Annotated in this window: 24 protein-coding genes; 6 read left to right on the plus strand and 18 right to left on the minus strand. The window is 40.2% G+C overall.

Features of this window, described 5'->3' with window-relative positions; translation table 11 throughout:
* Positions 1 to 35 precede the first annotated feature (35 nt).
* Genes ICI50_RS09430 through rsmG form a run of 7 tightly spaced genes read right to left on the minus strand, consistent with a single transcriptional unit; the run spans position 36 to position 5,474 of the window.
* Positions 36 to 818, minus strand: coding sequence for a DUF1129 family protein (locus ICI50_RS09430; RefSeq protein ID WP_188891607.1), 783 nt, complete (start codon positions 816 to 818; stop codon positions 36 to 38).
* Between the two features lie 8 nt (positions 819 to 826).
* Positions 827 to 1,927 (minus strand): redox-regulated ATPase YchF, encoded by a 1,101-nt coding sequence (gene ychF / locus ICI50_RS09435; protein WP_188891609.1) that lies wholly within the window; start codon positions 1,925 to 1,927, stop codon positions 827 to 829.
* A 57-nt stretch (positions 1,928 to 1,984) separates the two neighbouring features.
* A complete protein-coding gene (locus tag ICI50_RS09440) occupies positions 1,985 to 2,248 on the minus strand; it encodes a DUF951 domain-containing protein (protein ID WP_013854825.1) in 264 nt (87 codons plus the stop codon).
* Positions 2,241 to 3,125, minus strand: coding sequence for a ParB/RepB/Spo0J family partition protein (locus ICI50_RS09445; RefSeq protein WP_013854826.1), 885 nt, complete (start codon positions 3,123 to 3,125; stop codon positions 2,241 to 2,243). The genes ICI50_RS09440 and ICI50_RS09445 overlap by 8 nt, the downstream gene beginning before the upstream one ends.
* Entirely contained in the window at positions 3,103 to 3,882 is a 780-nt protein-coding gene (locus tag ICI50_RS09450) for a ParA family protein (protein WP_013854827.1), read from the minus strand. Before ICI50_RS09450 ends, ICI50_RS09445 begins: the two co-directional genes overlap by 23 nt.
* 15 nt (positions 3,883 to 3,897) lie before the next feature.
* Complete coding sequence (gene noc / locus ICI50_RS09455) at positions 3,898 to 4,737, minus strand: nucleoid occlusion protein (RefSeq protein ID WP_095342158.1); 840 nt, start codon at positions 4,735 to 4,737, stop codon at positions 3,898 to 3,900.
* A gap of 14 nt (positions 4,738 to 4,751) precedes the next feature.
* A complete protein-coding gene (rsmG, locus tag ICI50_RS09460; RefSeq protein WP_013854829.1) occupies positions 4,752 to 5,474 on the minus strand; it encodes a 16S rRNA (guanine(527)-N(7))-methyltransferase RsmG in 723 nt (240 codons plus the stop codon).
* A gap of 161 nt (positions 5,475 to 5,635) precedes the next feature.
* On the opposite strand from rsmG, the gene ICI50_RS09465 reads away from it, so the two are divergent.
* Positions 5,636 to 6,172, plus strand: a complete 537-nt coding sequence (locus ICI50_RS09465; RefSeq protein ID WP_013854830.1) for a CvpA family protein — start codon at positions 5,636 to 5,638, stop codon at positions 6,170 to 6,172.
* A gap of 38 nt (positions 6,173 to 6,210) precedes the next feature.
* Here the strand turns inward: ICI50_RS09465 and ICI50_RS09470 are convergent, their stop codons facing one another.
* The 6 genes from ICI50_RS09470 to ICI50_RS09495 all read right to left on the minus strand — a co-directional run bounded on the left by ICI50_RS09470 (position 6,211) and on the right by ICI50_RS09495 (position 10,271).
* A complete protein-coding gene (locus tag ICI50_RS09470) occupies positions 6,211 to 7,140 on the minus strand; it encodes an FAD:protein FMN transferase (RefSeq protein ID WP_013854831.1) in 930 nt (309 codons plus the stop codon).
* 8 nt (positions 7,141 to 7,148) lie between these two features.
* A complete protein-coding gene (locus ICI50_RS09475) occupies positions 7,149 to 7,934 on the minus strand; it encodes a tyrosine-protein phosphatase (protein WP_095342163.1) in 786 nt (261 codons plus the stop codon).
* Between the two features lie 87 nt (positions 7,935 to 8,021).
* On the minus strand, positions 8,022 to 8,570 hold the full coding sequence (locus ICI50_RS09480) for an NADPH-dependent FMN reductase (protein ID WP_013854833.1): 549 nt from the start codon (positions 8,568 to 8,570) through the stop codon (positions 8,022 to 8,024).
* Positions 8,571 to 8,582: 12 nt separating this feature from the next.
* Positions 8,583 to 9,122, minus strand: a complete 540-nt coding sequence (locus ICI50_RS09485) for an NADPH-dependent FMN reductase (protein WP_013854834.1) — start codon at positions 9,120 to 9,122, stop codon at positions 8,583 to 8,585.
* Positions 9,123 to 9,275: 153 nt separating this feature from the next.
* On the minus strand, positions 9,276 to 9,899 hold the full coding sequence (locus tag ICI50_RS09490) for a TetR/AcrR family transcriptional regulator (protein WP_013854835.1): 624 nt from the start codon (positions 9,897 to 9,899) through the stop codon (positions 9,276 to 9,278).
* A 126-nt stretch (positions 9,900 to 10,025) separates the two neighbouring features.
* Positions 10,026 to 10,271: a hypothetical protein gene (locus ICI50_RS09495; RefSeq protein WP_054640314.1), complete on the minus strand. Its 246-nt coding sequence runs from the start codon at positions 10,269 to 10,271 to the stop codon at positions 10,026 to 10,028.
* 100 nt (positions 10,272 to 10,371) lie between these two features.
* On the opposite strand from ICI50_RS09495, the gene ICI50_RS09500 reads away from it, so the two are divergent.
* A complete protein-coding gene (locus tag ICI50_RS09500) occupies positions 10,372 to 11,781 on the plus strand; it encodes a C69 family dipeptidase (RefSeq protein WP_188891611.1) in 1,410 nt (469 codons plus the stop codon).
* Positions 11,782 to 11,821: 40 nt separating this feature from the next.
* Here ICI50_RS09500 and ICI50_RS09505 read toward each other — a convergent pair whose 3' ends face one another.
* The 4 genes from ICI50_RS09505 to ICI50_RS09520 all read right to left on the minus strand — a co-directional run bounded on the left by ICI50_RS09505 (position 11,822) and on the right by ICI50_RS09520 (position 14,798).
* Complete coding sequence (locus ICI50_RS09505) at positions 11,822 to 12,496, minus strand: ABC transporter ATP-binding protein (RefSeq protein WP_054640328.1); 675 nt, start codon at positions 12,494 to 12,496, stop codon at positions 11,822 to 11,824.
* Between the two features lies 1 nt (position 12,497).
* Positions 12,498 to 13,559 carry an ABC transporter permease gene (locus ICI50_RS09510; RefSeq protein ID WP_056940975.1) on the minus strand — a complete coding sequence of 354 codons (1,062 nt, stop codon included), beginning with the start codon at positions 13,557 to 13,559 and terminating at the stop codon, positions 12,498 to 12,500.
* Positions 13,560 to 14,087, minus strand: a complete 528-nt coding sequence (locus ICI50_RS09515; RefSeq protein ID WP_188891613.1) for a TetR/AcrR family transcriptional regulator — start codon at positions 14,085 to 14,087, stop codon at positions 13,560 to 13,562. It lies immediately after the preceding gene.
* A gap of 111 nt (positions 14,088 to 14,198) precedes the next feature.
* Positions 14,199 to 14,798, minus strand: a complete 600-nt coding sequence (locus tag ICI50_RS09520; protein WP_054640316.1) for a histidine phosphatase family protein — start codon at positions 14,796 to 14,798, stop codon at positions 14,199 to 14,201.
* Between the two features lie 99 nt (positions 14,799 to 14,897).
* On the opposite strand from ICI50_RS09520, the gene ICI50_RS09525 reads away from it, so the two are divergent.
* Complete coding sequence (locus tag ICI50_RS09525) at positions 14,898 to 15,641, plus strand: alpha/beta hydrolase (protein WP_056940974.1); 744 nt, start codon at positions 14,898 to 14,900, stop codon at positions 15,639 to 15,641.
* Here ICI50_RS09525 and yaaA read toward each other — a convergent pair.
* Positions 15,638 to 16,399, minus strand: coding sequence for a peroxide stress protein YaaA (yaaA, locus tag ICI50_RS09530; protein WP_056940973.1), 762 nt, complete (start codon positions 16,397 to 16,399; stop codon positions 15,638 to 15,640). The two genes, ICI50_RS09525 and yaaA, sit on opposite strands and share 4 nt — an antisense overlap.
* 148 nt (positions 16,400 to 16,547) lie before the next feature.
* Between yaaA and ICI50_RS09535 the strand changes: the two genes are divergently transcribed.
* The 3 genes from ICI50_RS09535 to ICI50_RS09545 all read left to right on the plus strand — a co-directional run bounded on the left by ICI50_RS09535 (position 16,548) and on the right by ICI50_RS09545 (position 19,288).
* Positions 16,548 to 17,162, plus strand: coding sequence for an IS607 family transposase (locus ICI50_RS09535; RefSeq protein WP_095342156.1), 615 nt, complete (start codon positions 16,548 to 16,550; stop codon positions 17,160 to 17,162).
* Complete coding sequence (locus ICI50_RS09540; RefSeq protein ID WP_095342155.1) at positions 17,159 to 18,442, plus strand: RNA-guided endonuclease InsQ/TnpB family protein; 1,284 nt, start codon at positions 17,159 to 17,161, stop codon at positions 18,440 to 18,442. Before ICI50_RS09535 ends, ICI50_RS09540 begins: the two co-directional genes overlap by 4 nt.
* Positions 18,443 to 18,646: 204 nt before the next feature.
* Positions 18,647 to 19,288, plus strand: coding sequence for a hypothetical protein (locus ICI50_RS09545; protein WP_013854842.1), 642 nt, complete (start codon positions 18,647 to 18,649; stop codon positions 19,286 to 19,288).
* Positions 19,289 to 19,299: the final 11 nt, after the last annotated feature.

Raw genomic sequence — 19,299 nt, forward strand, 5'->3', positions numbered from 1 at the left:
AATTAAGCATGTGCTTTTTCTTAAGATTTCGCAAATTATTTGCTTTGTGGTCGTGGTGCAAATGTTGAACCAACGATATGGTAATGCTTTCTGAATAAATAGCGTACACCAAATGCGACCGCAGCAATAATAATATCGGCAATACCTGGCAATACCGGGTTGATTACTTGCATTGCTGGAATTGATAAAATCCAGATCAAGACAAATAATGCAGCTGCAATGATTAAAATACTCAAAAATGCTTTAACCCATGGTCGCCGACTACCCTTTTTGGGAATCATCCAATCATTGTACTTAACCATAGTGACACCCATTAAGATACTTACGGTGGCTAAGGTTAAAACGCCCCATTGAGAGTTATATTCTTGCTTGCCTGTTTGAAATAATGCCAATATGCCGAACATCCCGAAAAAGATAGCCAAATAAAGCAGTGAACCATCAACCGCTAATTGCCAAAATGGCGTTGGCGTTGGTTTTCTCTTAGGGTGAAGCATTTGTTCTGCCTTAATTGCAGGTGAAGCTAAGTAAAGACCATTAGCTAGTTGACCATGACGCTGAGCAATAATAATTTCGCTCAATAAGCTATTCGTCATTTGCACTGCATCATCACGTGACATTGAGCCTTGCTTTTGCAGTTCTTTTTCCAAGCGGAAAACGTAATCGCTATTCTTATTGCTTAACTTGCTACGCAGTTCTTGGAGATCTTCTTGCTTAAGCTTTTCATCTTGGTCCTCAACTTCTGCTTGTTTTTTTAGTTTAGCCTGTTTTGCAGTATCAATCTTAGCAGTATTTTTTTCTTTCTTTGTCTCTTCAGCCATTCTTACTCCTAGACATTAAATCTAAATTCAATAATATCGCCGTCTTGAACCTCGTAATCCTTGCCTTCAAGACGGAGCTTGCCTGCTTCCTTAACCTTTTGCATGGTTTCTAACTTGTCCAAATCATCGTATGAAACAACTTCGGCACGAATAAAGCCACGTTCAAAGTCTGAGTGAATAATACCGGCAACTTGTGGAGCCTTCATCCCTTTGTGGAAAGTCCAAGCACGAGTTTCAGGACCACCAGCGGTGAAGAATGTTCTTAAGCCTAAGATGTGATAAGCCGCACGAATCAAACGATCCAAACCTGATTCCTCAACGCCTTCCATTTCAAGGAATTCTTTCCTTTCATCGTCGTCCATGCCGGCAATTTCTTCTTCAGTTGCGGCAGAAATGCCTAGGCATTCAGCATTTTCGCTATCAGCATGCTTCTTGACGATTTGGTAGTACTTGTCGCTTTCTGGATCAGACATTGAGCTTTCGGCAATGTTGGCAACATAGATAACTGGCTTAGAAGTCAGTAAGAACAAGCCCTTAACAATCTTTTGTTCATCTTCATTAAAGTCGATTGAACGAGCGGCGTTGCCTTCTTCAAGCACTGGCTTTAATTTGTTAAGCACAGCCATCTCAGCCTTGGCTTCCTTATCGCCTTGTTGAGCGACCTTCTTAACCTTGCCGATACGCTTGTTAACAGCATCAAGGTCAGCAATAGCAAGTTCCAAGTTAATCGTATTGATGTCTTCTTCTGGGTCAACCTTACCAGTAACTGAGGTAATATTGTCATCGTCGAAAGCACGAACTACGTGTACGATTGCATCGGTTTGACGGATGTTTTCCAAGAACTTGTTACCAAGACCTTCACCTTTAGAAGCACCCTTAACCAATCCGGCAATATCGGTGAATTCAAAAGTAGTGTGTACGATCTTCTTAGCAGGGATCAATTCTTGAATTCTAGCCAAACGCTTATCAGGAACTTCAACCATTCCGACGTTTGGTTCAATGGTGGCAAATGGGTAGTTGGCCATTTCCGCACCAGCCTTAGTAATCGCGTTAAACAAAGTTGACTTACCAACATTTGGTAAACCAACGATACCAGCAGTTAATGACATTTGTTGTCCTCTTTTTCTAAAAAACTATTCTTTTATATTTTATCTTACTTGTCTATTTTATCTAAAATTCGGGCGAGCGATACTGTCTTTTGGCACATATTGCTCTTTTTTTGCATTTACCGGATCATTGGCCTTAGTTAAGACCTTCTTCATCTTCCGGTTGAAGTCGCTACGCGGCATCATTACCATGTGACCGCAACCCATGCATTTTAATTTAATATCAGCACCCATACGCAAAATTTCCCAGTCATTGACCTGACAAGCATGGGGCTTTTTCATTAGAACCGTATCAGCTAAATTATATGTAATTTCTTTAGTCATCTAAATTAACACCTAAAATATCAAGAATTCGATTCAATTCATCACTAGAAGCAAAGTCAATTGATAAATGACCCTTGCCCTTCTTAGTTTCTGAAATATTGACGCTTGCACCAAATTTATCAGAAAGCTGTGTTTCACTTGCCCGAATAAAGGCTGACTTCTTATTAGTCTTCTTGCGAGGCTTTTTAGCATTGATCTCACTAACCAAGGCTTCTACCTTGCGAACCGGTATTCCTTCCTTAGCAACTTTCTTAGCTAAATCATCAATCTTGTCCTTATCTTTCAAACCAAGCAAGGTTCTCGCTTGCCCCATAGATAAATCGCCATGCTGCAGCAAATGCTTAGTCTTGTTAGGCAGGGTAAGCAGACGCAAGTAATTGGCAATATATGGACGAGACTTGCCCATCCGCTGAGAAACCTCTTCTTGCGTTAAGCCTAGATTCTTCTGCAGCATTTCATAAGCCTGGGCTTCTTCTAGAGGAGTCAAGTCCTCACGCTGCAAGTTCTCTAAGACGGCTACTTCCATCATTTGACTCTCATTAAACTGACGGACAATAGCTGGAATAGTAGTCTTCTTAGCCAACTTGGAAGCACGGTAGCGCCGCTCACCAGCAATAATCTCATAGCCATTCACCGACTTGCGCACGATAATCGGTTGAAAGACGCCGTTTTCTTTAATCGAATCAGACAATTCCTTCAAGCTCTTATCGTCAAACTTTTTACGCGGTTGATAAGGATTGGGCCGAATAGCACTTAATTCTAGTTCTTGAACTTCCTCGGTTTCTTTGTTTTGGGTTTCATCTTCAAATAAAGCTTCAAGTCCGCGGCCTAAACCGCCTTTTTTCTTGACTGCCTTACTTTTGGAGTCTCTTGCCATGAGCTTTTAACACCTCTTTTGCTAAATCATCATATACCTTGGCGCCGCGTGATTTAGGCGCATATTCCGTAATCGGCTGCCCATAACTTGGAGCTTCAGCCAATTTGGTAATTCTAGGAATAATCGTCTTGTATACTTTTTTACTAAAGTAAGACTGTACTTCCTTAACGACCTCAGCTCCTAGGTTTGTTCTAGCATCAAGCATAGTTAGCAATACACCTTCTACGCCTAAATCTTTGTTAAAGTGTTTCTGCACTAAACGAATAGTATTCAAGAGCTGACTTAAACCTTCCATAGCGTAGTATTCACTCTGCACTGGAATCAAAATTGAATCTGAAGCAGTGAACGCGTTGATTGATAACTGCCCTAACGATGGCGGACAATCGATAAAGACGAAATCATAATCGCCACTCACGGCATCTAGGGATGACTTCAATCGCGTTTCACGCGCCATTAGACTAATCAATTCTGTTTCTGCACCAGACAAGTTAATCGTCGCCGGTACCATATCTAACTTAGGCGTTGAAGTATGATGAATTGTTTTTTGAATGGGAATTTCATCAATTAAAACGTTGTAAATGTCCTGGTCAATCTCTGATTTTTCAATTCCTAAACCAGAGGTGGCGTTGCCTTGCGGATCAATATCCACAATTAAAACGCGATAGCCACGGTCGGCAATTGAGGCTGCTAAGTTGATAGTAGTAGTAGTTTTGCCTACACCGCCTTTTTGGTTAGCAACCGAAATTACATTTACCATATTTTCCATCCTTCCCTACTTTCTCTTTAATTCAATCGTGATCTTGTAGTCGTCGGGATTCTTGTCTTCCTTGACTTTAACTCTAATGCCAGAGTCCTTAGCCAATTTAACGGCCTTTTTAATCGTGTTGATTTGCACTTTTAGGTCCTTAGGGATACGACTAGTAATCTTCTGCTCCGGCTTATTCTTTTCTTTCTTTTCCCGCTTAGGATTAAAGTATTCATCAACATTTTGAGCAATTGCTTCAGTTTGCTTAACGTTCAAGCCTTTTTCTTCAATTTCCGCTAAAACACGCTTTTGATCTTCATCATTTAATCCAATTAAGGCACGACCATGACGAGCAGTAATTTTGCCGGCAATCAGAGCTTCTTGCACATCATCGCCTAATTTTAACAAACGCAATTTATTAGCAATGTATGATTGCGACTTTCCCATGTCCTTAGCCAATGCCGTTTGCGTTAAGTCATTCAGCTTCATTAAGTTGGTGTAGGCCTTAGCTTCATCAATCGGATTCAAGTCCTCACGCTGCAAGTTTTCAATTAAAGCCAGCGAAGCAGCTTGATCGTCATCCATATTCTTTACAATTGCTGGAATAGTATCCCAACCTAAGCTTTTCGCAGCCCGATAACGCCGCTCACCAGCAATAATCTCATATTGATCGCCATCTTCACGCACAACGATTGGCTGCAGCAGTCCATCCTGATCAAGCGTTTTAGCTAATTCTTTAATAGAATTATCTGAAAATTCACGCCGCGGTTGATAACGGTTAGGAACGATTTTGTCCAATTCAAGATCTTGAATTTGCTTATTTTTTGGGACTTCATCATCATGATGCATAAAAGAAAATAATGACATTGTTCATCCTCCTACTAATGTATTGGTTTACGCCGTGGCGTCCCTGCTTGACGGGGATACTTTTTAGGCGTTGGCTTGATTTTTTGCATTAAAACCAAGGTTCTTTCTTCTTCACTCTCTGGCAAAGTTAATTCTTCTGCTTTAATTAGTTTACCGCCCAAGGTAGTAATTGCTTTTGAGCCATCATCCAGCTCAGCTTGTGCCTTAGGTCCCTTCAATGCAACGAAATAACCGCCCTGCTTAACTAAGGGCAAGCAGTATTCGCTAAGTACGCTCATCCGAGCCACTGCACGAGCAGTCACGATATCGAATTTTTCACGATACAATTTATTTTGCCCAACATCTTCAGCGCGGCCATGCACTAATTCGACATTGTCTAGACCCAGTTTAGCAATCAATTCCTTTAAAAAAGTCAATCGCTTGGCCAGTGAATCGACAATCGTAACCCTCAAAGTTGGCTTCAAAATCTTCAGCGGAATAGAAGGAAAGCCTGCACCAGCGCCAACATCGCATAGACTAGCGCCATCTTTAAAAATAGTGCCAAAAACAAATAATGGCGTAATGCTATCGTAAAAATGCTTGAGATAGACCTCGTCTTCAGCGGTAATACGCGTCAAGTTAACGTGCTGGTTAAACTCGATTAAAAAATTAAAGTAAAGTTTAAATTGTTCTTTTTGTTTATCTGTTAATTGAAAATTATGTTTTGATAGTTCTAAAATAAATTTTTCCGGATTCATTTTTCACCCGTGAAACCTTGTTTCACACTTCTAAATTTAACGCCAAATATCCTAATTAGTAAAGATATATCATCTTTTTAATTATGGAGTATTTTATCGCAATCGTCAAAGTTTTACCGCCTTGAAATTAGGGTATAATAAGACGGCAAGGAGAAGAAAATATGGTTGTTACTTTAATTGTTTTGGCTTACTTAGCCTATCAAGCATATTCGGGTTATAAGACTGGCTTTACCCGCTATATTATCGGTTTAATTTGTTCGGCGATCGTCTTCATGGTGGCGATTATTATGCAAAATCCATTTGGCAACTGGCTTTATATGCAATTCACCGGTCAGTTGATCAAAAGCAACTCAACTACCAACGTTGAATTAATGCTGGCACGGTTTGCGGCTTTCTTCATTATCTTCTTTGTAGGCAAGATGATCATGAAGATTTTTAAAAATTGGATACCCGCTAAGAATCCTAATGCCACAAATTTAGGCAGCTTATTAGATAGCGTACTGGGAGCGTTAGCATCCCTAGTCGCCAGCTACTTCGTCGTATATGTAGTCTTGTCGATGTTCAACGCATTGCAGAATCCTTGGTTCATGCAGCAGACAATCGATTCTAGCTTTTTGCGGTTCATCATCTACAATACGCCTGGTCTTTCCAACGGCGTCTTCAACAATATCTTTAATATCGGTAAAACAGTCGGATAAACAAAAAATGAGGAAACGAATAATATCGTCCTCATTTTTTATTGCCCAAAATTATCATATTCAACGTGTTCATCGTTATAAACAAAGATGGCACCAATGTGATCAGGATTCTTATGCCAATCTTTCATCGGATGGCCCGCAAAGAATAATCGCTTGCATTCAATCTCCGCCTCGACAGAATCCTTTGTAAAAGTCGTTACCCCTGCCAAATCGGTCTTAACAGGATACCCTGTTCTAGGATCGATCAAGTGGTGGTATTTTTTGCCATTCACAATCAAATAGCGTTCATAAGTACCGCTAGTAACCGCAGAACACTTCGGCACCATTACCGAGGTAATATTATCACCACGCGGCTCCTTTGGATCTTGCACGCCAATCGACCACTGCCCGCTGGCTCTCTTAGGTGAATCACCCACCAGCAGGATATTGCCGCCTAGATTAATAATGCCAGCCTCTACGCCATATGCTTCCCAAAGATCGCGGATTCGATCAGCAATCCAGCCTTTAGCAATGCCACCAAGATCCAATTCCATGCCCTTCATCTGCAAGAAGACGCTTTGATTTTGATCATTTAATACTACCTTAAACGGATCCGTCAGCAGCATTTTATCTTTAATTTCGCTATCTTTTGGAACGTGGGCACCCTTAAAGCCAATATGCCAAAGCTTGACTACCGGTCCAATTAAGGCATTAAAGCCAAAATTCTCACGGCTTTGCTCAACAGCCAACTTGACTAACCCGTAAACGGCACTGGAGACTTGTACTGCATGATCTCCAGCTGCATGGTTGATATCCATGACTTCAGATTTATCACGGTTAACGGTAAATAAATCTTCATAATGATCAATTAAATCAAATGATTTTTTTAATAAAGTACGTTCTTGAGTACCAAAAATTTGTAATGTAATTGAAGTCCCTAACGCATGGTGTTGACCGACTACTTGCTCTAATGCTAAATCTTTAATCATTTTATTGCCTAGTCTTCCAAATATAAATCACGTAACGCATCACGCAACTCTGGCGTAACGCCTATCTTTTCCTCAAGATAATTATCAAGCCCGCCAAAATTCTGCTCAATTGCGATTAGTGCAGTATCTAAAAAGGCATCGCTAACTGAACCTAGGATGCGCATGTTAGCGCGAAAGCAAAGATTTTCACCATTTTTCTTCATAATGACATCGCGCTTAGCACGATAATCATTAAGCATGTAATTCGAGTACAGGTAATCTTGTCTAATGGTTTCCAGATCAACGCCTAGCAGATACAGAATGACGACCGTAACGATGCCTGTCCGGTCCTTTCCTTCTGAGCAGTGATACAGAACTGCGCCATCCTTAGTATTAGCTAAAATTTCTAGAATTCGGTGCAAACTGCGTTGGGCATGTTCTTTCATTACATGATCGCGATAACGATCACACATCATCTGAAAGCCAGCGTACTGATCCTTACGATAAATGGCAAAAACTTGTCCCAGATCTTTTTTGCCACCCTTAGTATTGTCGTCTAATGAAATTGGCACATCGATGTGTTCCACGCCTGAAATTTCACTATCAGGCATACGGCGACATTCATGGGGTGAACGAAGATCAATAATTTTAGTCAAGCCATAATTACGCAAAAATTGCTCGTCATGCGCGGTAATATTACTAATCTTACCTGTTCTCAACAATCGGTGCATCTTCACCTTGCGTCCTTGATAGCCCACATAGCCACCTATATCACGCGGATTGCGAACTTTCTCTAATGGTAAAACATTTAACATCGCCATTCACTTCACCTCTATCTATAACGAAAAAACCGGATAGTCTCTATCCGGTAATTTTACTATTGCGTTGTCTAACTAGCAAAATTATTTATTTGCTTGCTTAACAAAGTTAATAAAGTTCTCCATCATTGCATCTAATTGCTTGACGTAACCCTCATTAGTTAATTCGCCAGTATTTTTGTCAAAATTGCCTGCAGCACCACCAATTAAAACTTCGTTGCCTGGCAAAACATTAGCGCTCATATCTGGCGAAAGCAAGATCTCACGAGCATCTTCTTGAGCACGGCTTGAGCCTTGGATCCCATAGGATGTACCAACAACAGCTGCTGGTTTCATCTTCATTACATTAGGACCAGCATGAGAACCTAACCATTCCAGTGCACTCTTCAATGCGGCAGGAATAGAGTGATCATATTCAGGCGTAGTAACAATGATGCCATCGGCATTTTTGATATCTTCAATCCATTGCTTAGTTTTCTCGTCAGGTTGATCAGTTCTGCAGAATGGCTTGAGTTCATCAATTTCTTTTACTTCAATATCAGCCTTGTCGCCATAACGCTTAGCAATAAACTTAGCTAAAAAACGGTTGTATGAAAATGGAGCATTTGTACCAACGATTGCTAATAATTTCATTTAATAAGCCCCCTACTTAGTAAGTTGTGCGTACCAGTCATCAACTTCGTCAAAGAAATGATCTAAGAATTTCAACGTTCCTGGATCTGCTAAATTGCCTTCTTCGTCGAATTGCTGAGGTGCGATTCCCATCATGAATTCATCACCATTAAAGACGTGAGCACTAAAGCCTGGAGCTGCCAGAATACTCTTCAAACGAGTCTGTGAACGAGCAGCACCTTGAGGCATTGGTGAAGTTGAAACAATGACTACTAGCTTATCGTGGAATGGATGAGCCGAACTAGACAGCCATTCTAAGACACTTTTTAGTGCACTAGTAACGGAGTGCTGTTGTTCTGGCGAACCGATCAAAACTACATCAGCATCGTGAACTTTTTTGCTTAATGCAAGAATCTCAGCTGGAGCATCCACGCCTTCTTTATACATCGGCAATCCCTTAACCGTAGCAAAGTCAAAGTCATATTTGTGATCAAAATGGTTCATAATGACCTTGAGCAGTTTTTCATTAAATGAGTTGTCGGCATTTGAGCCACATAAAGCTAATACCTTCATAAAAACCACCTTTCAAAAATCTCTTATCTTCATTATAACTTACTATTTTAAAAATTAACCGTTTTCATTTTTAAAATAACAAAGGAAAAAGACATCTCACACGCGGTGAAAATGTCTTTTTTGGTTTGAAAAGCACAAATGATTGATGAAATATTATGCCAAGTTATCTTTAAGTGATGCTTCGTCGTCTGCAGCGAACATTGGGTTCTCTTCAGTTTCACTAAGACGATCATTAAGCATAGCATCATGGATTTGTGCATTCAAAACATTAACGATTTGGTTTTGGCTGAAGCTGGCAATCTCATTAACTACCAAAGCAGCCATACCAGTGGTTAAAATCCAGTTGGCAATCACAATATCGTGAATCTTGTCTGCATCATAACCAGTATCTGAATATTGTTCCTTAAACTTCTCAACACCAAGATCCATCAAGGTGTCAGCAATTACCTTGCTACCGAACTTGCCGTTAACGAACATTGCACGGAATAAGTTCACATGAGTCTTAGCAAAATCAATGTATGATAAGTCTAAGTCAATCAAAGGTTCGCCAGTGTACTTTTGTTGCAAAGTGCTGGTTCTCAATTCCTTGGAAATTCTCTTCAATACTTGCGCACGAAGGTCGCCCATATTGTCAAATTCCAAGTACAAAGGTTGAGTAGAGAAGTGACCTGCCTTCGCAATGCTACGAGCAGTCAAGCCTTCTAGCCCATCCTTAACAGCCATCTTATAAGCCGTATCTAAAATCTTGTCTTTACTAATTTCTTTTCTTCTTGCCATTTTAATGCACCTCAATCATTTTATTCAGTATGTGCTTTTCAATACTGCTGTTATTTTTATCTTCGTGACTATCATATATCCAATAAATAACAAATGCAAGTCCTAAACACAGTTTTTTTGAATTTCTTAAAGTCGCTTGAATAGCGATGCATCATTGTTTCCGGTAAATTGATCATAATGTGAAGATACCATTTCAATAACTGCTTGTTTATCCAATCCTTGCTCTGCGCAAAAGGCAAAGAAGGCTGCCGAAAGGATGTAACCGCGTTCACGATCATCTTTTAAATTATCTGAAAACTTCATATTAATGGAGTGATCAGCGTAATCGGTTGTCAATTCAATTGACTTATTCTCTGGATTATTGTCGCTCATTTTATTACCTCATTTTTCGTCAGGATTAAAATAATAATATAAAAACCTAAATTAAACTATTATAATTATATTACAAATTGTTTCAGAAAGCGTGAATTTTATGAATACTACAGTTGGACGTTCATCTTGTACTTCAATTTTAATCGGCAAAAAGGCATCCCTATCGGGCAGTGTAATCATCGGACGCAATGAAGATGCCAAAACGGCTTGGCCAAAGCACCTAGCTTTTAATTTGCATCAAGAAAAGAAAAATAATCATTTTAAATCTAAAGATAACAAATTCGAATTGGATTTGCCGGAAACTATTTTTGCCTATTCTTCTACCCCAGAATGGACTGATAAATACGGCGTCTTCGAAGAAGATGGCATCAATGAATATCACGTTGCCATGAGTGCCACTGAGAGTGCCTATGCTAATGATCGCGTGATGGCTGTTGATCCGTTTAACACGGAAAAGGGCATTCTAGAAGAAGCAATGGTGACTGTTGTATTGCCTTATGTTAAAACCGCACGTCAAGGCGTAAAACGTCTAGGGCAAATTGTCGCAGACCATGGTGCAGCCGAAGCCGATGGCATTCTCTTTGCTGATCGCGATGAAGCTTGGTATATTGAAATCGGCTCAGGTCATCATTGGGTAGCCGAAAGAATTCCAGATGATTCTTACGCGATAGTCGCTAACCAATTGGCTATTCAAGAAATTGACTTTAATAGCGAAGACTTTATGTATTCAGATGGTTTACAGGAATTCGTTTACCAAAATCACTTGTGGCCCCAAGACAGGCCCTTTATCTGGCGCGACATTTTCGGTACGCATGACGACAGCGACTTGCACTACAACACGCCGCGAGTATGGAGCGGACAACAATTGCTTACCCCATCAGTTGAGCAAGCTCCTGAAAGTTTTAACTTGCCATTTACGAGAAAACCAGATTCACCAATTTCTAGTCAAGATGCACAGCGCGTATTAAGCGACCACTATAACAATACAGTTTTTGACTTAACTAATGCTAAAAACAAAAACAGTGCTACCTTCAGGCCCATCTCAGTAGCCACGACGCAGGAATCACATTTGCTTGAATTAAATGGAGAAAACATGATTCACTGGCTGGCAATGGGCGTAACCGCACAAAGCGTTTATGTGCCGTTCTATCCGCAAGGAACCAAGGTGCCTTACACTTGGAAAAATGGCAAGGAAACTTACACGCAAAACTCCGCTTACTGGGTCTTCAAACTAGCTGGCGTCCTAGTCGACCGCGATAGGAGCAAATATGGCTTTGCTTTAAGCAATACGCAAAGTGCCACTAATGCTAAATTATTGCAGCTAAGACACCAATATGATGAAAAATTAAAGCAAGAAACAGACCTGGCAAAGCAGGTTGACTTAGTCAATGAAGCCAACAGCAAACTAGCTAAAACCGCTACGGATGCTTATCAAAAACTAACTGCTAAGCTAATTACTGAGCAGACTGGTGATTCACCACTGCGCTTTAAAATGGATCCTAACTTATAATTAAAAATGGTCTGGAATGCCAGATCATGTTTTAGTTAATTCACTTTTTCTTGGTCATTGTGCCGTCCATCATCTCATAGATATGGTCGGCATATTTTTCTAGTCGGGGATCGTGCGTTACTAGCATAACGGCTTTGTCACGCTTTTTAGCTAAATCCTTAAATAATTGCCCTACTTCTTCAACGTTTTGGGTATCAAGCGAAGCAGTTGGCTCATCAGCTAGCAGAATCTCAGGGTTGGCATACAGTGCCCGCGCGATTGCGGCCCGCTGCTGCTGACCACCTGATAATTCCCCAGGATATTTTCTGAGCAATTTGGTAATTCCGAGCTGTTTAAGCAGATCCTGCAATTCTGCCTTAGACAAATTATTCTGCTTCTTTACTTTATCCACCAAAGTGAACTGCTCGTTAACTGTTAAAAATGGTACTAAATTATAAGCTTGCAGAACAAAACCAATTTTGCCTAAACGTAATTCATTGCTTTTCTTCGCTGAAAAATCGCTAATATCAGCATCATTAATCAGAACTTGTCCCGATGTTGGCTTCTGCAAAGAACCTGCAATCGTTAAAAACGTACTCTTACCAGCACCAGATGGTCCCATAATTAATACGACTTCACCCTTGTCTGCCTTAAAGTTGATGTCTTTCAAGGCCACGACTTGTGCTTCGCCTTTGCCATAAACTTTTTTTACATCTTTTAATTCAATTACTGCCATTTTATTCACCAATCGCCTTTGCTGGATCAACTTTCAAGATCGATCTAATTGGAATCAAACTACCGATGATGCCCATTAACAGCATCCCAACTGTACCACCAAGCGCAATTAACGGCGTGAATTTCACTGGTACGGCATCTGGTAAAAGTAATGCTGTAAGCCACATTAAAATCAAACCAATGATCACGCCAATCACTACCAAAATAATCGATTGACTAATCGTAGCACTGATCAAAGTTTTACTTGGAATTCCTTGAGCCCGCATTACGGCAAAATTATGCATCTTTTGCATAGTTAAGATGTACAAGAAGACCGCGATAACAATTAATGAAATTACAAACAAGAAACCAATCATTAAATCAAAGGTCATGTTTTGTGCGGTATAGCCGGGTAACTCACTGATGAACTTTTCTACTGAATAAGTCTTGGCGTCTTTATAATTAAAATCCAGTTTACTATTCTGAGAAATAACCGCAGAAGCAGCTACATTTGGAGCGGCCATGCGCAACTTCTTCCACGTAGCAAATCGACCATAAACAATTGGTGCAATATTGATCTTGGCGTTATTGACAAAGCCAACGATCTTGTACTTCTTGCTTGAACCATTGAGGCTAATCTTATCGCCTAGATGATAGCCTTGATCTTTAAAACTAGAATCAACGGTTACCTCGTTGGTCTTCTTTGCCTTTTTACCGGCAACTAAATCTTGATCTTTATAAATAAATTGATCTTTTTTAATGCCTAAAAACTGGGCCGAAACCGATTGATGGCCTTTGGCCTTGGCTACTATGCCTAATTCACCAACAACGGCGTCTTTTTTAGTCATCTTAAAATTTTTCAGATCTTCTTTAGTTAAGACCGACTGATTCATATTGATATTGGAATTCTTATTCAATACCACTCTTTGTGTATTCCAACTCTCGATTGCCTGCGTATTTTGACTAGATAATCCAATTGCCAGTGATGACAGCATGAAGATTAAGTAGCTAATTAAAAAAATCATCAAAACAATCAAGCCATAACGCAGCTTTTCGTGTTTGATTTCTTTAATTGCTAAAAACAATTAATCCACTCCCTTTGCTAAAATTTCTAGACTCTTCTTATAACGAGCCAAATTTTGTTCTTGATTTTCTGGGTCAGATAAACAGAGATTAATTACTTCATGACTCAGTACCATCGCGCTCCATAATTGCGGTCCCATGTGCAGCAATTGCCTAGAATATATCTTGAAATTATCGGGTATTAGATATTCATTTTGCGACATGTGCAGTTTCATCATCGGCTCATACTTGCCGCCCTGCGTCTTATCAATAAAGCGAACTACTTGTTCATAAAAGACCTTCGGATCAAACTTTTTGTCTGGACTCATATTCACGTGAATCTGTTCAATCGCAATATGGTACATATAAACATATGCATCCGTTAGATCATCGAAATATTTATAAAACGCGCCGCGAGCAATGTCAGCTTTCTTGACAATATGAGATACTTTCGCATCTGCCAAAGGATAGGTACTGAATTCATCAAGCAATACTTTTTCAATTCCCTTGCGCTTAGCTTCTGGTAAGTTTTTAAAAGTTGATTTAACCATTATTATCCTCTCTTTCCATTATGACAATTCGTCACTTAGTATCTTTATCATAATCATTTGTGACACATTGTCAATACATGCACACAAAAAAAGGGCTTTTTTGCCCTACTTTTACGCCAATAAACGATTATAGTAGATTAACCGCGGAATGCCAGCGCGTACACTGAACTTAGTTAGCGCGCTATTATTCATCGTGTCGATCTTATCCATATCGCCATTCGTCAAATAATGAGCCGTCATCATTCTAATTAAGCGACCATGAGCTACAACGAGTACCTTTTTATCTGAATACTTGTGGTACATCTCGTCTAAGAATTCACCACAGCGTTGGTCAAATTCCTCATAAGTCTCACCATTAGGGGCATATTTAACATAATTACGGTTGACCTTGCCCCATGGATCCATGACATCAGGATATTTCTTAGCTAAATCTGCCATCTTTTTCCCATCCCAATCGCCAAAATCAAATTCTAATAAGCGATCATCGAGCTTGATTTGTTTTTGACCCTTAGTAAAAATCTCCGCGGTCTCTACAGCACGCTTCATTGGACTAGAATAGACTACGTCAAATTGACTCTCATCAAAATTTTTGGCAGCTTTTTGGGCATATTCACGCCCATAATCATTCAGTTCTGCATCAACTTGCGCTCCTTGGATGCGGTTATCTTTATTCACGTCTGTCTGTCCATGACGGATAAATACAATTTCCATCTGATTACCAATCTTTCCATTTTCTTAATCTATTTTTTTACTTTTTTATCACGCTAAAAGTTTACAATAAATAGTAGTAAATATACAGGGGGGGAAAATATGTCCCGCATTACAATTCAAAGAGACGGCCTTACCTTAGTCGGAGACCGCGAAGAACCATTTGGCGAGATCTATGATATGGCCATCATTATGCATGGCTTTACCGCAAATAGAAATACTAATTTATTAAAAGAAATCGCAGCTAATCTGCGCGATGAAAATGTAGCTAGCGTCCGCTTCGACTTCAATGGCCACGGTGAAAGCAACGGCAAGTTCGAAAATATGACCGTCTGCAACGAGATTGAGGACGCAAAGGCAATCCTGCAATACGTCCGCACCGATCCTCATGTGCGCGATATCTTCTTGGTAGGTCATTCTCAAGGCGGCGTAGTAGCGTCAATGCTAGCTGGGCTTTATCCTGATTTAATTAAAAAAGTTGTACTCCTAGCTCCTGCCGCTCAATTAAAAGACGATGCCATCAAGGGCAACACACAAGGCGCAACTTACAATCCTGACCATATTCCAGCCGCTGTTCCTTTCCGTAATAAAAAATTAGGTGGCTTCTATCTTAGAACAGCACAGGTTTTGCCAATTTACGAAATTTCACAGCGTTTCACTGGTCCGGTTTCCGTAATTGCAGGTACGAATGATCAAACGGTTGATCCTAAATATGCTAAAAAGTATGACGAAGTTTATGAAAATAGTGAACTTCACCTGCTCGATGGTGGCGATCACCGTTTTACTGGTAAATACCAAGCAATGGGGGCTGATTTAACCGCCCAATTTTTAAAGCCATTATTTTAGCGGCGGGTAAAATCAAAGTTAGTTCGAAAAACGTAGTGATCTTGGCTACTGACTTCAGGCGTAAATTTAAATTCAAAATCATGAAAAGCTTGCAATTCCGCGGGCTTTTTTATTTGCCTTTCGGCAATGAAACGAACCATTTCACCCCGTGCCATCTTGGCATGGACACCCACGGTCTTCCAGCGTCCATTTTTCAGCTCCTGAAAGTCGATCGTGATCATCTGTCGCTGGTCAGTTAAGTAAGGTTTAATTAAACGCATATACTGCTTAGAAGCTAAATTGATGACTAAATTATCTGCTTCAAAAAGCTGATCCGCAATAGCACTACCCCAGAAGTGATACAAACTATAGTCGCGAAAACCGATCATCTTGGTATTTAGCTCCAAGCGATAAGGACAAACGCCATCAAAAGGTCGCAGCATCCCGTAAAAACCAGATAGAATGCGTAAATTTTGTTGAATATAATCCAGCGCAGGCTGAGTAAACAGGTCTGGTGCCATATATTGATACTGAATCCCCGAAAAGGCTAGAATTGCAGGAGTTAAACGATGATCTAAATCCATCTGTCGCAATTGCAAGATGCTCTGCTCAGTCACTTTTTTACTAGTATGCCACAGAGTATTCAGCTGGTCTTCACTCCTAGATTTCAAGAATTTTTCTAGTATCCTTGTTTTAGCTAAAAATGCAGGCTTGGATTGAACCGGAAAAGAATCACGATCAATCTTCATAATCTTAGCTGGAGCAATAATAACTTTCATTTTATCAGTCCTTTAGGTAAACTATTGATGATTAACAGAAGGAGAAAGGAATGATTAACTATTATATAATGAAAAGCAGAAATAAGTAGAATAAGATAGAAGCATATGCTATAATCTTTCTCAAAGGCAATATGTGGAGGTGAAGATTATGGCTATGCTTAAACCTAGAGAGATGGCTGACCGTTTAGGAATTACAGTACGTACTTTGCAGGAATGGGATCGCAAGGGAATATTTCCAGCGCACCGCACGCCTACAAACAAGCGCTATTATACCGAGCAGGATTATTTAAGATACGTTAATGGCCAGTCTAGCTCAGAAGAAGACAAGCGCAAGATAGTCGGATATGCAAGAGTTTCTACTGCTAATCAGAAGGGTGATCTTAAGGATCAAGAAGACTTTATCCGCCAATATGCGAATGCAAAAGGCATTATTCTTGATGAAATGATTACCGATATTGGCAGTGGGCTTAACTACAAGCGCAAGAAATGGAATAGACTTCTTGATGAGGTAATGCAAGGCAAGATTAAGACAATCTACATTACCTATCAAGACCGTTTTATTCGCTTGGGTTATGACTGGTTTGAGAAGCTGTGCAATCAAAATGGCACTGAAATAGTAGTGCTGAACAACCAAGAAACCTCGCCTAATGAGGAATTAGTGCAGGATGTTCTAAGCATTTTGCATGTATTCTCGTGCCGACTTTATGGTTTGCGTAAATATAAGCATAAGATTAGCGAGGATAAGGAGCTGAGCCAAAAATGATTGTGAAGACACGAATCTACCAGCTATACCCTAATCAGACCATGAAGCAGGTCTTAGACGATTGGTGCGACTATCGCAGATATTGTTGGAATCAAGCACTGGCTCTATGGCAAGACCTATATATGGCTCATACTATCTTGGATAAAGTGGTTGCCACGGTTTTTATTCCCAAGCAGGATAAAAAGACTAAAAAATGGAAAGCAATTCATCGGGATCAGCACCTGAATCCTAGTCCTAACTGGCGCTTAGTGCGCGACAGAATGATCGAGCAAAAAAACGACTGGCAATATGCCTACTCTGCCCGTACTTTACAATTGGCGGTTCAAGATTTAGGCAAAGCATGGGAAAGCTTCTTTAATCAGGCTCAGCCTGATTGGGGCAAGCCAAAGTTCCGTTCCAAGAGAAATCCACGGCAAGGCTTTAAAACCGATCGAGCCAAAATCAAAGACGGGCGACTTTGGCTTGAAATGCCTAGAGAAACGCCTTATAAGGATGACTGGACTGGCATCAAGCTTTCAGAAAAGCCGCTGCCAGGCAAAATTGGCGTAGTATCCATCGTTAGAATTAATGATAAATATTATGCCTGCGTGCCGTATAAGCTAGAAACACCTGTATCAAAGGCAAAAACGGGCAAAGAAGCAGGAATTGATGTCAATGTCGGCCACTTCAATTATCAGGATGGTCAGTGCTTGATTTTGCCTGATTCGCTAAAGCATCTTTATCTTAAAATTAAGTTTTACCAAAAGCGTTTAGCTAAAAAGCGGACAGTCAACGGCAGAATTAAAGGAACGCAAAGCAACAAATACTTGAAGACGAAAGCCAAGCTTCAAGCCTGCTACCAGCGTGCCACTAATATTCAGCGTGACTTGATGCATAAGTTTACTACGAAAATGGCTGATGAATATGACCAGATTGTAATTGAAAGCTTAGACGTTAAGGCAATGCTTATGAGTCATGTAGCTTCGAAGGGCATGCAAAGATCAATGTTCGGACTATTTAGGCAACTGCTGGCTTATAAATGCGCTTGGTACGGCAAAGAACTAATTTTAGCTGATCAGCACTATCCATCAACGCAAAGATGTGCGGTCTGTGGCACGGTCAAAAAAGGCGCTGACAAGATCACTTTAAAAGGCAATCAGAAGCATGGAACAAAGCACAATGAGTATATCTGCTACAATCCAGCTTGCCCTAATTACGGCAAAACGGTTGATCGTGACGTAAATGCCATGAAAAACCTTACGCTGTTGATCAGTCATCCCGAATTAAACAAAACATTATAAAAAAATCCACGGTCAGGCTATGGCCGATAACGATGCCATCATAGCTGGTCAATGCGATTACTCCCTAGTTGGAATATCGGAATACCGGTGTTTGACGGTGGTGAATATAGAATGGAAAGGGAAAAATGTAAACCTTTGAGGCATGGAAAATACCGTTCTTTTATGTTCTTCTATGCTTTTCCACATTTTATATAGCAGGAAAAGATGAATCCTGATTTTGCAATTGTCTTAAATTATAACTTAACTGGCCCAGCAGATGCCGACTTTTTAGTAAAGACTGCTAGAGACATCGGTGCTCGAGCCGTAATGACTAACCAGCAAGTCGATGATTTTAAAGCCGCTTGCGAAAAGTACACTATTTTTTTAGCTAAACCAACCAGCGGTCTCGATTTAACTAGTGAAACTGTCATCGACACAATGGTTGATAACCGACAAAAAGGACAAAATACTGTCATTAATATTCCTGTACAAAATGGCAAATTCACTGAAGCTACTCAAAAGACGCTAGACGTGATCAACTCCTGGATGCACATGTTTAGCCACGCATTCAACGAAGGGCAGCCTAGTCAATTAACTAGCAGTGCTGGTTTTGTTTTAGAAAACCGTCACGCTAATTATCAAAAGTATGTTTTCTTAAAAGACATCCCTGAAAAGCTGGTGATTACCGGTTTAACTCAAGAACCTAATCGAGTTGAATGGATTGAGCATAGAACTGAACTCGATTTCACAATGAAGGACAAGCAGTTGACTATTAACCTAGTCAAACCAGATGACGTCTTCGAGTGGAACGTGCTACGCATTCAAGCTCATCGACCTGAAGATGACATTATTCATACGGAATTTTAACAAAGGGCACT

The sequence above is a fragment of the Lactobacillus kefiranofaciens genome (assembly GCF_014656585.1).
GTDB lineage: Bacteria > Bacillota > Bacilli > Lactobacillales > Lactobacillaceae > Lactobacillus > Lactobacillus kefiranofaciens.